This window comes from Pseudomonas sp. B3G-3 (assembly GCF_028640915.1).
GTDB classification, from domain to species: Bacteria; Pseudomonadota; Gammaproteobacteria; order Pseudomonadales; family Pseudomonadaceae; genus Aquipseudomonas; species Aquipseudomonas chlororaphis_I.
Map to the genome: position 1 here is coordinate 21,800 of NZ_JAQZAB010000074.1, position 13,680 is coordinate 35,479.

A 13,680-nucleotide genomic window follows, 5' to 3' on the forward strand; every position below is an offset into this window, starting at 1 on the left:
TGCTGCCTGCTGGATGCGGGATTCAGCCCCGCCCTTGCAACGCCTCGAACAACGCCGCCGAGGCGTTGTACAGCGGCACCCGGCCCTTGAGCAGGATCTGCGCGCTGCGCCGGTAGGCGGCCGCGTCGATGCGCATCGAACCGCCCTCCTCGCGCGCGGTGATCAAGGTGTCCAGCACCCCTGCCGGATTTTCGATCGACACCGGGTATTCCGCCGTGGTGGCGCCCAGGGGCTTAGGTGTCTTGAGCAGTTCATGGGCCACGGTGCCTGGCACCAGGCAGGCGGCGGCCAGGCAGCAGCCACCGGAGACGGCCAATGAAGGATGGGCATTCTGCGGGGTGAAATAACGGGTATTGATATCGCCCGCGCCCTGGGCCGGGCTGACGATGCAGATCTTCGGCAGGGTTTCGCTGCGTTGCAGCTCTTCGGCGCTCATCAGAGCGCCGCTGCGGTTGCGCAATTGCATGCGCAGGCCGCCCTGCACCATCAGGCTGATCAGCCGCGCCTTGAATTCGGCATCGGCATCCAGCTGCGCCGGGGTTTCCAGGCCGGTCTTGCCCAGGTCCGCGGCCTGGACGATGACCATCGGCACCGCCACGTCGAGGCAGGTGGCGCGCACACCATCGAGCAGGTCGATGCGCTGCCCGGTGGGAAACAGCTGGCCGGTCTTGGCCCCCACCGGGTCGCTGAGAAACAGATCGACCCCGGGGAACACCCCGTTGACCCCGGGAATCCGCGTATCGCTCAGCAGGCGACCGTCGCGGAACGCCAGGCGCGCGAGCATGGTGGTCTGGGTATTGCTGTTGAAGATCTCGATCTGCGCGCTGTCCTCGTCCGGGCTCAGCCAGCCACGCTCCAGGGCATACAGGGGCAAGGCCGCGGACATGTTGCCGCAGTTGACGCTCCAGTCGATCGCGCTTTTACCCGCCGCCAGCTGCGCCAGGGTGCTGACCAGACGCGACTCGCCGGGCCGCCGCTCAGCGATGAACACCTTGTTGCTGGTGGGCCCGCCACGGCCCAGGCCGGTGATCTGGTTATTGCCCGGCAGGTCGCCGCTCAGCGGCACGCCCATCAAGTGCCGCAGCAACTCCTCGACCAGCGCCGGGTCCTCGGGCAGGGTCTCGCGAGCCAGGATCAGCCCGGTGGACGTACCACCGCGCGCATGCCAGACCGGAAATTCAAGGATGCCGGCGCGGATTTCGGGAAGGTCCAGTTCAAAAGGCATGATCGGACTCGCAGTGATGGACGACAGGCAAGGATCATAAACCGCTGCCCGCGCGAGCGCAGCTTTCCAGGTTCAGGGCTGCGCGCGCGCCCTGGAAGGCAGCCCGGCAGATGAACGAACTTGAACTAGTATGGATTGCAAGGCCCGCGCCATCGAGCTGTCCCATGGCCGAGGCTGACCAAGGTGCTTCATAAGCGGTTGCGTGCGGGCTGAAGGCTTCCGGGAGGCGAATCATGCTCGATCAGATTGCGCTGGGCATGCTTATCTTCGCCGGAATAGTCCTGTTCTACGGAATCATCGTCCTGCACGACATTCCCTACGAAATTGCCGTCCATCGGAACCACCCCCACCAGGACGCCATTCACGCGGCAGGCTGGGTCAGCCTGTTCACGCTCCATGCCCTGTGGCCGTTCCTGTGGATCTGGGCCATGTTGTACCGCGAGGATCGGGGCTGGGGCTTTGCCACCGACAAGGCGCGAATGCAGGGCGAAAAGGCTCTGGCGCAAGAGCTGGCCGAGCTGCGGCAGCGGGTCGAGCGACTGGAAGGACAAGCCCAGGCCGGGTCCCGCCCGGAAGGGAAAATGTGACCCATGGACCTGTTACTGATCCTGACCTACACCGCCATCTGCGTGGCCATCTTCAAGATCTTCCGTATCCCGCTGAACAAATGGACGGTGCCCACCGCCGTGCTGGGCGGCGTGGTGTTGATCGGCGCGCTGATTTTCCTGATGAACTACAACCACCCCTATTCGGAAGTGGCGCGCTCCTACTTCGTCTCGGTGCCGGTGATTCCGGTCGTCACCGGCCGGGTGATCGAGGTGCCGGTCCAGGGCAACACGCCGCTGGAGCCAGGCGACGTGCTGTTTCGCATCGACCCCGAACCTTTCGAGAACCGGCTCAAGTCGCTCAAGGCCCAGCAACTGGCGGCGCGGGGCGACCTGTACCGGATCAACGAGTTGATCAAGCGCAACTTCGGCACCCGCCGCGAGCAGGAAGCCGCGATTGCCCGGGTCGACGACCTGCAGGCTCAGATCGACAACGCCCAGTTCGAGCTGGACAGCACCGTGGTCCGCGCCCCGAGCCGAGGCTTCGTCACCCATGTGTCGCTGCGCCCGGGGATGATGGCGAGCAAGCTGCCGCTGCGCCCGTCGATGGTGTTCATTCCCGACGAGGGCCATTATTTTTCCGCCTGGATGCGCCAGAACAGCCTGCTGCGCCTGGTCCCGGGGGACGAGGCGGAAGTGGCGTTCGACGGTATCCCCGGCAGGGTGTTCAAGGGCCGGGTCAAGAACGTCATCACGGTGATCGGCGAAGGACAGGTACAACCGTCCGGCACCCTGCTGAGCTACACCGGCTCCCCGCCGCCGGGGCGGGTGCCGGTGGTCATCGAAATCACCGACCCGGACTACCTGCCCTACGCCAAACTCATGCCCGGTGGCGCCTATGGCCAGGCGGCGCTCTACAGCCAGCACTTCCACCATGTGGCGATCATGCGCAAGATCCTCCTGCGCATGTCGGCCTGGATGAACTACATCTTTCCGTTCCATTGATGAGATGGGGTCAGGCCTGATATTCGGTGCGTGGCAAGCCCGGCTTGATTTCAGCGGCTTTCGCCTGTTGGCCTCGACAGAAAAAGCGGGTGGGCCGCTTGTTTCCATTCTCTCTATACTCGCTGCCCAGGATGACAGTCAGAGCGCAGATGATGCCCGCCACACCCGATAAAAAATCCCAAGTCATTTTGGTCCCGGCTCGACAAAGCGACTTGGACACTCTTGTAGCCATTCGAATCGAGGCCATGCGCGAAAGCCTGGAACGGGTTGGGCGATTTGATCCGGTACGCGCGCGCGAACGCTTTCTTAGCGGCTTTGAAGCCCGCAATACACGCTACATCGAGGTATCTGGAGAGAGGGTTGGTTTTGTCGTGGTCAAGCACCGGCACCCTGAACTCTTGCTCGACCACTTGTATGTGAGGCCAAGCGCGCAGGGATCAGGGATCGGCTCTGCTGTTCTCGCGCAGATTTTCAAAGAGGCGGATATGGCTGGGCTCCCGATTAGAGTGGGTGCTCTCAAAGAAAGCGCTTCGAATCGTTTTTATACCCGCCATGGTTTCCAATTCATCGAAAGCGGTGAGTTCGACAATTACTATGTTCGCCAGTGTGTTCCGGTGGTTGGCCCAGCTTGCTAGCCGGAACTCATGCACCTCGACATAGTTTTCTACACACTCTGGACTCAACGCGGGAATTCACCACTGCGTGCCTTGGGGAGCAAGCGACCGTACTGTCTTCCCTGCTCACCCAGTGCGAACATGCCGTTCGATATACCAAGACAACAGGGAGGCTTCACCCATGAGCGCTACTTCTTCGCTCTGGTTTTTTGTCGTGCCATTCGCGATTGCGGCTGCAATCCCCGGCCCCGCTCAGGGAGCCCTGCTAGGGCAAGTGGTGTCACGTGGCGCGAGGGCGACGCTGCCCTTCATCGCAGGCATGGTGCTGGGCAATGCTGTCTGGCTGGTGGTCGCCACCCTCGGTCTTGCGGCACTGGCGCTGCAGTTCGAGCAGGTGTTCATTGCCGTGAAGTGGCTGGGTGTCGCCTTTATTCTGTTCATCGCATGGAACTTGTGGTCGAAGAACACCGAGCACCTTCAAGCCCCTCCAAAGCGCTCGGCAAGCCGAGGTCTGCTTGCAGGCGCAGTGCTGACGCTGAGCAATCCAAAGGCCGTGGTATTTTTCGGTGCGGTGTTGCCTCACGCATTCGATCTGACGGCACTGTCCTGGCCAGAAGTCATCCTGATTACCGCGCTCGGCATCGGGATCGATCTCACCGTCCAATTGGCGTACCTCGTTACGGCATCACGCATCAAGAACGCCATACAGTCTCCGAAGGCAATGAAGCGTCTGAACAGAACCTCAGCTGGGGTAATGACGGGATGTGCGGGCTGGATGGCCGTTTCGCGCTGATGGCCTCTGCAGCAAGGCTTTGCAAGCCTGCAAAGCCTTCACTCTTCGCCGTTGACCGGCTATGCCAACCATCTGCCCTTCAATGAGCGGGTTACCTGGCATCGGCTAATGACTTCACATGAGTCGCAAAATCATCCTCTATCGGTTGGAACCCGCAGCGCAGGTAAAATGCGGCGCCCTCCGGAGTATCCGTGGATAGGCGCACGACACGAAATCGCTGAGCCGCATAGGCCAAAAGCTGCTGCACCAGAGCCTTACCCACACTCTGCCCCCTTGCTGCTCGCGCGACGTATACCCTCCGCAGCCTGCCGATGCCCGGCCCGGTATATGGATCATAGGAAAGACCGCCGATGGCAATCAGTTGCCCGTCGCGGAAAGCGCCCAAAAGACACTCACCGGGTTGATCGAATCGATTGGCCCCGCTTTTCCAATCCGCAACCAGGCGCGTGAGAAACCTGAAACCTTCTGCAACGGCCTCCGCTTCCAGTTCCAGGATTTCCGGAGCAAGCACTGAGATCTGACGTATCGCCAGTTCGCCTGTTGACGTAACCACTCGATATCCCATGTTTGCTTTGGCACCCTGCCTGACTCATCTGTGCGGACAGCACGTCCGGTCTTCAAGATTAACTCTCAGGTGTTTCTTACAAGCTCTGGCCCCAAAGGGGCATCCACGAAAGACAGTAATCAGCCAATGACTGCCGGTTGTATCAGGCAACAGTCGACCCAAAGCGGAAGTAGCTGTATCCCGATAGCAGACGTTGAGAAAGCCTGTCGACTCGGCGGTGGCTAACGTGTCCGTGCTGGTGCCGGATCCTCTGTTTTCGCTAGACATTGAACTCAGTGATTCCGCCTCTTTCAGACAAGCCGCCTAGAGGGGCCAGTGTGCTCGTAGCCTGGCTAGTTCTCGCTCTAATGCACACAACTCTTTGTTGAACGCGGCCAACTCCGCAAGGTTGTATTCAACGCATCGCTGCGCACCGGAGGGAAGTCCAATGACATTGACGATCTTGTGACGGTGCGCCTCGACGCCCCATCGACCGTGTACCATCTCATTGCGCCGCAACCGAGCGGCATGCACACGCTTAATCCAGCGTTCATAGGCCGCACGGTGTTTGGAGCCAGCCGGTAACCTCTCTGCGACTCGGGTCGAAAGCGCTTCGAGCTTCGTATGGATGTTCTGCCCTTCGATCGATTTCGATAAGGTTTCCAAATTTGTGCCGTTGTCCAACCACGCCAAGCAGAGCCCTAAATTCACATCGACGGACGAGAACGCGAAGAGCATCTGTCCGAGTAACGATGCAGCCTCAGCTTGCATCGCCTCTCGACGAGCCATCAGTTGTCCCGCCGTTTCGTCCGGGTCAGGCGTTGAATTAGGTTCCATGGCTTTCTCGCATTTGTAGCCTGGGTGGTACAGAGTTCAGCACATTATTCCGTAGGTCTGCTCCTAGCCGAAAGCAGCCTGTCAGAAAGGCAGCTTTTAACTGTGGATTCAACCCTTTACGGTCGTTCACTGCTGAGGGCTACCTGCCATCGCCCATGAACGACTGGCCCGTTACGCGAACTACGGAGTGGCTAGGTCGAGCAAGTCCAACACCGGCCAGATATACGAATGCAATCGCCCTGACGGCATTACTCACCACTTGTGGGGAGAGTCCATATACGATTTGTTAGCCGCTTTAGAGCCCCCCGAAACCGATAAACCAAGGAAGCATAGCCCCGCCTCTATGCCCTTCATACTCCGATTTCCTTCTAAGCTGCTTTCGGCAATAGAACAAACTGATCGTTGCTGGGATAAATAACAAGTTAAACAACCATTGAAATGCATCTGTTGACTTCAAGATAATCGCGACAAGTAAATTAATTAAAACCAAGCCAGTTATTAAAAAGTTATATCTAATATGTCGGCGTTTGATTAAAGCAAAGCTTTCCCAATCATAAATCAGCCAATCGTGGGAAAATTCGTCGCATTTAGGACACTTATGACTTGGCGGAAGGTTGTCTGCGATATAACCACAGCTAGGGCACCGAAATTTCATGGCGCTATCCACTATTAGGTGACATGCCATGTCGCGATCTTGTCGAGGTAAACGCCAGATCTATAGAGGGAAACGCGACTGGGGTGGCAGCAAGACTGACTACGGTAAAGAGGCTAGCAGGACACCACCTATTTTCCACTAGTCTGCCCACCGACTGCTTCTGGCCGCAAAACAGCCCTTGACTACCGAGTGTCCATAATCTTGGCGCAACCTACCAACCGACTCACACCCGCCGCGCCAACAGCAACACCGAAGCCGCCCCCGACAACAGCACCGCGCAGCAACGGTTGAAGAGCTTCTTGCCCCGCGGCTCGGCGAACCAGCGGCGCATGTGCAGGCCCATGTAGGCGTAGGCGCTGATGGCGATCCATTCCAGGATCAGGAACAGCGCGCCCAGCACCAGGAACTGGGTGGACACCGGTGCTTGAGGGTCGACGAACTGCGGCAGGAAGGCGGTGAAGATGAGGATGGCTTTGGGGTTGCCAATGGCCACCAAAAACTCCTGCCGGGCCAAGGCCAGCAGGCCCAGTGGCGCGGTCTTGTTCTCGGCCTCGACCTGGGTATCCGCGGTCCACAGCTGGTACGCCAGGTACAGCAGGTAGCCAGCGCCGAGAATCTTGATCCCGTGGAACAGCAGTTCCGAGGCTTGCAGCACCACCGCCAGCCCGGCCGCGGCCAGGGCGATCATCACCGCGAAGGCGGCCAGCCGCCCTGCTCCCGCCAGGCAGGAGGCGCGAAAGCCATAGGTGGTGGCATTGCGGATCGACAACAGATTGTTCGGCCCTGGCGCCATGTTCAGGGCGAAACAGGCCGGGAGGAAGAGCATCAGGGTGGCAAGGTTCATGGAGGCGTCCGTCGGCTGATGGCTTGAGTTCCACAGCAGCCGACCGGGCTGCTGCGGCCCCACAAGCCTGCCCAATCCAGCGCAGGCCGTCGAGATTTTTGTCGATGCGGCCGCGCCTAGCCCTCCATGGCGGCCAGCCCGGGCAGCAGTTTGTCCAGCGTCAATGGAAACTCGCGCACGCGAATGCCGGTAGCGTTGTAGACAGCATTGGCCAGGGCCGCCCCGGCCCCGCACACGCCCAGCTCGCCCAGGCCCTTGACGCCCAGGGGGTTGGCCCTGGTATCGGGTTCTTCGAGAAACAGCACATCCATCGCCGCGATATCGGCATTGACCGGCACCAGGTACTCGGCCAGGTCATGGTTGACGAAGTGCCCGTGGCGGGTGTCGAGCAGGGTCTGCTCCATCAGCGCCGCGCCGACGCCCCAGGTCATGCCGCCGAGGATCTGCGAGCGCGCGGTCTTGGGGTTGAGGATGCGCCCGGCGCCGATCACCGCGAGCATGCGCCGCAAACGGACTTCGCCGGTGTCGATGTCCACCGCGACTTCGGCGAAATGCGCGCCATTGGAAATCTGGGAAAACTGCTTGTAGTCCTCTCCCATCGGCCCGACGCTGCCTTCGGCCTGCAACCCCGCGGGGGCCACCCGTAGCAGCAGGTCGCTGAGGCGTTCCGAGCGCTCGCCGGTGCTGATACGGCCGTCGGCGAAGCGTACCGGCGCTTGGTTGTAAGGCGCGCCGGCAGCCTGGATGATCCGCTGCTTCAAGGCCTGGCAGGCGGCCTCCACCGCCGAGCTGGAACTGGCCGCCCCCCAGGAACCGCCGGAGCCCGAGGTCTGCGGGAAACGGCTATCGCCCAACTGCACCTGCACCGCCGACATCGGCACGCCCAGGCTGTGGGCGGCGACCTGGGTCAGGATGGTGTAGGTGCCGGTGCCGATATCGGTCATGTCCAGGCGCACCAGCACCCGCCCGGTCGGGCCCAGGCTCACCAGGGCCCTGGACAGCCCCAGGTAGTTGGGCCGGATCGCCGCGGCCATGCCCATGCCGATCAGCTTGCGGCCCTCGCGCACGCTGCCGGGCTTGGGCTGGCGGCGGCTCCAGCCGAAGCGCTCGGCGCCGGTCTGCATACAGGCCAGCAGATTGCGCGAGGCGAAGGGCACACCCAACTCGGGGTCCAGTTCCGGCTCATTGCGCACCCGCAATTCGATGGGGTCCAGGCCCAGGCGTTCGGCCAGCTCGTCCATGGCGCTTTCGAAGGCGAGCATGCCCGGCGCCTCGCCCGGCGAGCGCATCCACTCGCCGCGGTTGAGGTCGACCGGTACCAGGCGATGGCGGGTCAGGCGGTTCGGCGCGGCATACAGCGAGCGGGCAAACACCGCGGTCTGCTCGCAGTACTCTTCGAAGCGCGAGGTGCTCGACCAGACGTCATGCCCCAGGGCCGTCAGCTTGCCGCTGTGCTCCGCCGCCAGCCGCACCCGATGCTGCATGGCCGGGCGATAGCCGGCGTTGGCGAATATCTGCTGGCGAGTCAGGGCGACCTTCACCGGGCGCTTGAGCACCCGGGCGGCGAGCGCCGCCAGCACCGCGTCGGGATGAATGATCAGCTTGGAGCCGAAACCGCCGCCGATATAAGGGCTGACGATGCGCACCCGCGCCGGCTCGATGCCCAGGGTACTGGCCAGGCCGGCGCGGAAGTTCGCCAGGGTTTGCGCCGAGGTATAGAGGGTCAGGTCGTCCCCGGACCAGACCGCGATGGAGGCATGGGGCTCCATCGCCACGTGGCTCTGGTACGGGGTGCTGTAGGTGCTGTCGAGCTTGACCGGCGCATTGGCGAACCCCAACTCGAAATCGCCGACGGTACTGTCGGTCTGGAGACCGGCGTTGGTCCGCGGCGGGATGTAGGCCTGGGCCAGGCGTGAAGCGAGCTCGAAGTCGCCCTGCTCGGGGGTGTAGCTCACGCGAATCAGGCGCGCCGCCGCTCGCGCGGCCTCGAAGGATGCAGCGACCACCAGCGCCACCGGCTCGTCGTAGTAACGCACAGCATCGGTCGCCAACACCGGACGCGATCGGCTGAACACCTCGGCCGTGGTCGGCGTCACCGCGGGGCCGAATGCCACCTGGGCGGGGGCGTTGCGATGGGTCATGACATAGAGCACGCCCGGCGTCCGTTCGGCCTCGCGGGTGTCGATCGCGCTGATGCGGCCCCGGGCGATGGTCGCCCCGAGGATGTAGCCATAGGCGGTGTCGCCCATTTCCCGCTGCTCGTAGGCGTAGGTTGCGCGGCCGGTGACTTTCAGCCGGCCATCGACCCGGTCCAGCGGTTGGCCGATAGGGCCGTCGGCGACTTGGGTTGGTATTGATGTGCTCATGCCGATGCTCGCTCTTGGGTGGCGCTGGCCAGCATCTGGCGCAGGGTGCGTTTGGCCAGGGGGATCTTGAAATCGTTGCCGCCCTGCCCGCGCGCGTCGGCCAGGGCGATGTCGGCGGCGTGCTGGTAAACCGCCATAGCGGACGGCTGGCCGAGCAACGCCTGCTCCGCCGCCGTGGCCCGCCAGGGTTTGGCAGCGACGCCGCCGAGGGCGATGCGGGCCGTGCGGACCTGCCCCGCGCGAACCTCGACCACCAGCGCCACGGCGACCAGGGCGAAAGCATAGGAAGAGCGATCGCGCACCTTGCGATACAGCTGCCGCCCCGGTGGTGGCGGCGGCAATGTAATAGCCACGATCATCTCGCCATGGGCCAGCCGGGTTTCGACCTCGGGCGTCGTTCCGGGCAGGCGGTACAGCTGATCCAGGGCCAGGGAGCGGCGCTGGCCGCCGGGCTGGACCGTCTCCACCCGCGCCTCCAGGGCGGCCATGGCCACCGCCATGTCCGAGGGATGCACCGCGATGCAGGCTTCGCTGGCGCCGAGAATCGCGTGCATGCGGTTGTGCCCCTGCTGGGCCGAGCAGCCGCTGCCGGGTTCGCGCTTGTTGCAGGCCATGCCCGGGTCGTAGAAGTACGGGCAGCGCGTGCGTTGCAGCAGATTGCCCGCGGCCGAGGCCTTGTTGCGGATCTGCCCCGAGGCACCGGCCAACAGCGCCTGGGACAGCAACGGGTAGCGCTCGCGGACACGGCTGTCGGCGGCCAGGTCGCTGTTGCGCACCTGGGCGCCGATGCGCAGGCCGCCGTCGGCGCTGTCCTCGATCGTGGCCAGGGGCAAGCGGCTGATATCGATCAGGTGCGTGGGCCGCTCGATGCCCAGCTTCATCAAATCGATCAGGTTGGTGCCGCCGGCGATAAAACGCGCCTGAGGCTGCGCGGCCATCAGGCTGACGGCCTGCTGTACGTCGCTCGCGCGCTCATAACTGAAAGGCAGCATGGGTTCAGGCCTCCTCGGCGGCGTCGCGGATGGCGGCGACGATGTTCGGATAGGCGGCGCAGCGGCACAGGTTGCCGCTCATGCGCTCACGGATCTCCCCGTCGCTCAGGGCGACGGGCTGGCTCGTCAGGTCCTCGGTGACATGACTGGGCCAGCCGGCGCGCACCTCCTGCAGCATGCCGACCGCCGAGCAGATCTGCCCCGGCGTGCAGTACCCGCACTGGAAGGCGTCGCGGGCAATAAAGGCCGCCTGCAGGGGGTGCAGCAGGTCGCCATTGGCCAGCCCCTCGATGGTGGTGATCTCGTCGCCGTCATGCATGACCGCCAGGCTCAGGCAGGCGTTGATCCGGCGGCCATTCACCAGCACCGTGCAGGCGCCGCACTGGCCGTGGTCGCAGCCCTTCTTCGAGCCGGTCATGCCCAGTTGATGGCGCAGTGCGTCGAGCAACGTGGTGCGTGGGTCGAGGTCCAGCAACTGGTCGCTGGCGTTGATGCGCAGAGTGATCGCCTGGGATGGCAACGGGCGAACGGGTTCAGATAGCCCCGGGGCGGACTGGGGCTGTGCCCTGCCAACGCCTACCCACAACAGGCTGGCGGCGGCCCCGGCTTGCAGCAGCGCGCGACGCGACGGACGCGGTGAGTCCAGGTCTTGCATGGTGCTCTCCTGAAATGAACGGCTGGACCCGAGTATCGCCAAGGGCGTGGCGCCGTTCTTTCAGGTATCAGGACGAGCTTGTCAGGATTCGGGAAGCCTGCTGGCGGTAGCTGCTCGGGGTGGTCCCGGTGATGCGCCTGAAGGTCGAGGTGAAGTGGCTCTGGCTGGAGAACCCCAGCTCCAGCGCCATGGCGCTGATCGGCATGCTGCCGGCCCGCAGCAGGCTTTCGGCGCGGCGCACCCGGCGCTCGATCACGTAGGCATAGGGCGCCATGCCGGTCTCGGCCTTGAAGTGACGGGCGAAGGTGTCGACAGGCATGCCAGCGATCCGCGCCAGTTCGGTCAGCGAGAGGCTGCCGTCGATGCGCGCATCGACGTAGTCGCGCAAGCGCTTGAGCAACTGCGGCCCCAGGCGCCCGTGGCCAGCGCTGGCGGTATCGCCCCGTCCCAGGCGCAGCCCCACCAGCGCCACCAGGTGTTCTATGTAGCTGGCTTCCAGGACCTGCCCGCTGACCATCTCGGCGCTGAGGGCGGCGAGCAGCGAGTGGATCACCCCATCGCCGCTGTTGATGCGCATGGGCAGCTCGGCCAGTTGCGGGCAGCCAGGGAAATCCAGGGTTGTGTCGATCCACAGGGCGGTATAGATCAGGTCGGCCTCGCGAAAATAGCCCTGGCGCTCGACGCCAGCCGGCACGAAGCTGATCGACCCGGGGCGGTCGCAGCCCTGGTAATTGAGCGTGGAACTGCTGCGGATGTGAGTCTTGGCCGTGGCTCCGCGCTCGGTGAGGATCACCACGTGCTGCGGCGCCGTCCAGCTGAGCTCGGCCTCGCGGCAGGCCCAGCGGCGGTGATCGATAGTCACCAGGCCATCGAACAGCGATGCCGATTGCAGCACCGCGCCCTCGGCGCCCCGCGCCCGGATGCAGCCCGCGCCGACCCGGGGCTCCAGCGACAGGTTTGCGGATTCCCTTGATACGCTCATAAACCAGGCACCTCCCCGTGGGATACAGCGAGCGGCCAGCGTACCCCAGGATCACTGGCAACTTCCAAGCGAAAAAGAAGCGACCTGGGGCAATCCCCGGCCAAACCGAACTGATTTACAATGCCATCCCTTTGCCTGAGGCTGGCGTTTCGTGGATGCTCTGTCGCTTATCTATAAGCACCTGATCGACTGGGTGATCGCCCCTGTTACCCAACAGTTTCTCGGTATTTTCAATCTGAACGGCCGGCTCGGGCTGTTGTTCCTGTGCGTGTCCTACGGCGTCGCCTATGGCCTGTTCCGCTTCAGGAAGCGCCGCGGCCTGAGCGACGCCCACTCGTTCTGGCACTTCATCGGCGGCAGCCGGGTGCACTTGCACCGCTCGGCGCTGCTGGATTATCGCTACTACTTCGTGCGCGCCATCCTCAAGGTCGCGCTGGTGCTGCCCATCGTCCATCTGGTCGACCCTTACATCCTGCGCTCCGGGGATTACCTGGCCTTTTTCAGCAACCTCTGGGGCGAGCGCCCGCGCCTGGGGCAGAACCTCGGGCTGTCGCTGCTCTACGGGCTGGGGCTGTTCCTGCTCAAGGACTTCATCCATTACTGGGCGCACCGGGCCTTTCACTCGCGCTGGCTGTGGGAATTCCACAAGGTCCATCATTCGGCGCCGGTGCTGGTCCCGGCGACGGCGAGCCGGGTGCACTTCGTGGAAAAGATCGTCGAGAAACTGAGCATTGGCCTGTGCCTGGGCCTCTACGCCGGTGGCTTCTGGTACGCCTGCGGCGGCGAGATCAGCCGCTATACCCTGTTCGGCGTGACCTACCTGGTGTTCATCTTCAACAGCCTGGCGGCCAACCTGCGGCACAGCCATGTCTGGCTGTCGTTCGGCCCGCGGCTCGAGCATGTGCTGAACAGCCCGGCCCAGCACCAGATCCATCACAGTGACGCGCCCCGCCACTTCAACCGCAACTTCGGCACCAACCTGTCCCTGTGGGACTGGATGTTCGGCACGCTCTACGTCACCTGCTCGACACCCGAGCCGCTGCGCTTCGGCACCGGGGAGCAGGACTCGCAACGTTACCTGACGGTCTACAGCCTGATCGTCACGCCCTTCATCGAGACCGCCCGCAAGCTCCTGGCCAAACGCCCGCGCGGGGTGGCGCCGCAAACGCCCTATTCATAAGCCGGGGCGCCCGCTATTCCTCGAAGCGACTGCTGGCATCACGATCGCGCGCGTAGCGCCTGGCGAGTGGAAACGCCGGCAACCAGGACTCGCGCCGAACAGTCCAGCTTTCGTAAGTGGGCTTGAGTTGGTCGGGGGCGTCCAGGGCGCCCAGGTTCACTTCGACTTCATCGGCCGTGCGGGCAAACACCGACGAGCCGCAGCAGGGGCAGAAAAACCGCCCGGCGTAATCGCGGGTTTCGCCCTCGATGGTCACCGCGTCCTCGGGGAAGATCGCCGAGGCATGGAACAGCGCGCCATGGTGCTTGCGGCAATCGAGGCAGTGGCACAGGCCGACCCGGTACGGGCGCCCCGCCGCCACGATCCGCACCTTGCCGCACAGGCAACCGCCGGTGAATCGTTCCATGCTGCACCTCCTCTTGAATCAAGCATTGCTGGTGGCT

At 63.5% G+C, this 13,680-nt stretch carries 15 protein-coding genes; 5 read left to right on the plus strand and 10 right to left on the minus strand.

Features of this window, described 5'->3' with window-relative positions:
• Positions 1-22: 22 nt before the first annotated feature.
• Positions 23-1,225 carry a PrpF domain-containing protein gene (locus PVZ80_RS08220; protein WP_273863650.1) on the minus strand — a complete coding sequence of 401 codons (1,203 nt, stop codon included), beginning with the start codon at positions 1,223-1,225 and terminating at the stop codon, positions 23-25.
• A gap of 233 nt (positions 1,226-1,458) precedes the next feature.
• Between PVZ80_RS08220 and PVZ80_RS08225 the strand changes: the two genes are divergently transcribed.
• Both PVZ80_RS08225 and PVZ80_RS08230 read left to right on the plus strand, forming a co-directional pair.
• Positions 1,459-1,812 carry a DUF3302 domain-containing protein gene (locus PVZ80_RS08225; RefSeq protein WP_016704572.1) on the plus strand — a complete coding sequence of 118 codons (354 nt, stop codon included), beginning with the start codon at positions 1,459-1,461 and terminating at the stop codon, positions 1,810-1,812.
• 3 nt (positions 1,813-1,815) lie between these two features.
• Positions 1,816-2,775, plus strand: coding sequence for an HlyD family secretion protein (locus PVZ80_RS08230; protein ID WP_009048615.1), 960 nt, complete (start codon positions 1,816-1,818; stop codon positions 2,773-2,775).
• A gap of 10 nt (positions 2,776-2,785) precedes the next feature.
• Here the strand turns inward: PVZ80_RS08230 and PVZ80_RS08235 are convergent, their stop codons facing one another.
• A complete protein-coding gene (locus PVZ80_RS08235) occupies positions 2,786-2,962 on the minus strand; it encodes a hypothetical protein (protein WP_273863667.1) in 177 nt (58 codons plus the stop codon).
• Here PVZ80_RS08235 and PVZ80_RS08240 point away from each other — a divergent pair.
• Positions 2,928-3,410 carry a GNAT family N-acetyltransferase gene (locus PVZ80_RS08240; RefSeq protein ID WP_081363224.1) on the plus strand — a complete coding sequence of 161 codons (483 nt, stop codon included), beginning with the start codon at positions 2,928-2,930 and terminating at the stop codon, positions 3,408-3,410. The two genes, PVZ80_RS08235 and PVZ80_RS08240, sit on opposite strands and share 35 nt — an antisense overlap.
• A gap of 160 nt (positions 3,411-3,570) precedes the next feature.
• A complete protein-coding gene (locus PVZ80_RS08245; protein WP_198918745.1) occupies positions 3,571-4,182 on the plus strand; it encodes a LysE family translocator in 612 nt (203 codons plus the stop codon).
• A gap of 91 nt (positions 4,183-4,273) precedes the next feature.
• Here the strand turns inward: PVZ80_RS08245 and PVZ80_RS08250 are convergent, their stop codons facing one another.
• The 7 genes from PVZ80_RS08250 to PVZ80_RS08280 form a co-directional block, all read right to left on the minus strand.
• Positions 4,274-4,747, minus strand: a complete 474-nt coding sequence (locus tag PVZ80_RS08250; RefSeq protein ID WP_233146644.1) for a GNAT family N-acetyltransferase — start codon at positions 4,745-4,747, stop codon at positions 4,274-4,276.
• 303 nt (positions 4,748-5,050) lie between these two features.
• A complete protein-coding gene (locus tag PVZ80_RS08255; RefSeq protein WP_038631947.1) occupies positions 5,051-5,563 on the minus strand; it encodes a hypothetical protein in 513 nt (170 codons plus the stop codon).
• 878 nt (positions 5,564-6,441) lie between these two features.
• On the minus strand, positions 6,442-7,062 hold the full coding sequence (locus tag PVZ80_RS08260; protein WP_009048606.1) for a LysE family translocator: 621 nt from the start codon (positions 7,060-7,062) through the stop codon (positions 6,442-6,444).
• 116 nt (positions 7,063-7,178) lie between these two features.
• Positions 7,179-9,428, minus strand: a complete 2,250-nt coding sequence (locus PVZ80_RS08265; RefSeq protein WP_273863651.1) for a xanthine dehydrogenase family protein molybdopterin-binding subunit — start codon at positions 9,426-9,428, stop codon at positions 7,179-7,181.
• Positions 9,425-10,420, minus strand: coding sequence for an FAD binding domain-containing protein (locus PVZ80_RS08270; RefSeq protein ID WP_273863652.1), 996 nt, complete (start codon positions 10,418-10,420; stop codon positions 9,425-9,427). Before PVZ80_RS08270 ends, PVZ80_RS08265 begins: the two co-directional genes overlap by 4 nt.
• A 4-nt stretch (positions 10,421-10,424) precedes the next feature.
• On the minus strand, positions 10,425-11,075 hold the full coding sequence (locus PVZ80_RS08275) for a 2Fe-2S iron-sulfur cluster-binding protein (protein WP_038631939.1): 651 nt from the start codon (positions 11,073-11,075) through the stop codon (positions 10,425-10,427).
• Between the two features lie 67 nt (positions 11,076-11,142).
• Positions 11,143-12,057, minus strand: coding sequence for a helix-turn-helix domain-containing protein (locus tag PVZ80_RS08280; RefSeq protein WP_101282311.1), 915 nt, complete (start codon positions 12,055-12,057; stop codon positions 11,143-11,145).
• Between the two features lie 151 nt (positions 12,058-12,208).
• Between PVZ80_RS08280 and PVZ80_RS08285 the strand changes: the two genes are divergently transcribed.
• Positions 12,209-13,237, plus strand: a complete 1,029-nt coding sequence (locus PVZ80_RS08285; protein WP_273863653.1) for a sterol desaturase family protein — start codon at positions 12,209-12,211, stop codon at positions 13,235-13,237.
• A gap of 13 nt (positions 13,238-13,250) precedes the next feature.
• Here PVZ80_RS08285 and PVZ80_RS08290 read toward each other — a convergent pair whose 3' ends face one another.
• Positions 13,251-13,643, minus strand: a complete 393-nt coding sequence (locus PVZ80_RS08290; RefSeq protein WP_273863654.1) for a GFA family protein — start codon at positions 13,641-13,643, stop codon at positions 13,251-13,253.
• Positions 13,644-13,680: the final 37 nt, after the last annotated feature.

Excerpts from the sequence above, each read along its gene's own strand:
- PVZ80_RS08245 (WP_198918745.1), top strand. The coding sequence starts at position 3,571 with ATGAGCGCTACTTCTTCGCTCTGGTTTTTTGTCGTGCCATTCGCGATT.
- PVZ80_RS08220 (WP_273863650.1), bottom strand. The coding sequence starts at position 1,225 with ATGCCTTTTGAACTGGACCTTCCCGAAATCCGCGCCGGCATCCTTGAA.
- PVZ80_RS08275 (WP_038631939.1), bottom strand. The coding sequence starts at position 11,075 with ATGCAAGACCTGGACTCACCGCGTCCGTCGCGTCGCGCGCTGCTGCAA.
- PVZ80_RS08250 (WP_233146644.1), bottom strand. The coding sequence starts at position 4,747 with ATGGGATATCGAGTGGTTACGTCAACAGGCGAACTGGCGATACGTCAG.
- PVZ80_RS08270 (WP_273863652.1), bottom strand. The coding sequence starts at position 10,420 with ATGCTGCCTTTCAGTTATGAGCGCGCGAGCGACGTACAGCAGGCCGTC.
- PVZ80_RS08260 (WP_009048606.1), bottom strand. The coding sequence starts at position 7,062 with ATGAACCTTGCCACCCTGATGCTCTTCCTCCCGGCCTGTTTCGCCCTG.
- PVZ80_RS08235 (WP_273863667.1), bottom strand. The coding sequence starts at position 2,962 with ATGACTTGGGATTTTTTATCGGGTGTGGCGGGCATCATCTGCGCTCTG.
- PVZ80_RS08255 (WP_038631947.1), bottom strand. The coding sequence starts at position 5,563 with ATGGAACCTAATTCAACGCCTGACCCGGACGAAACGGCGGGACAACTG.
- PVZ80_RS08265 (WP_273863651.1), bottom strand. The coding sequence starts at position 9,428 with ATGAGCACATCAATACCAACCCAAGTCGCCGACGGCCCTATCGGCCAA.
- PVZ80_RS08280 (WP_101282311.1), bottom strand. The coding sequence starts at position 12,057 with ATGAGCGTATCAAGGGAATCCGCAAACCTGTCGCTGGAGCCCCGGGTC.
- PVZ80_RS08240 (WP_081363224.1), top strand. The coding sequence starts at position 2,928 with ATGCCCGCCACACCCGATAAAAAATCCCAAGTCATTTTGGTCCCGGCT.
- PVZ80_RS08230 (WP_009048615.1), top strand. The coding sequence starts at position 1,816 with ATGGACCTGTTACTGATCCTGACCTACACCGCCATCTGCGTGGCCATC.
- PVZ80_RS08290 (WP_273863654.1), bottom strand. The coding sequence starts at position 13,643 with ATGGAACGATTCACCGGCGGTTGCCTGTGCGGCAAGGTGCGGATCGTG.
- PVZ80_RS08225 (WP_016704572.1), top strand. The coding sequence starts at position 1,459 with ATGCTCGATCAGATTGCGCTGGGCATGCTTATCTTCGCCGGAATAGTC.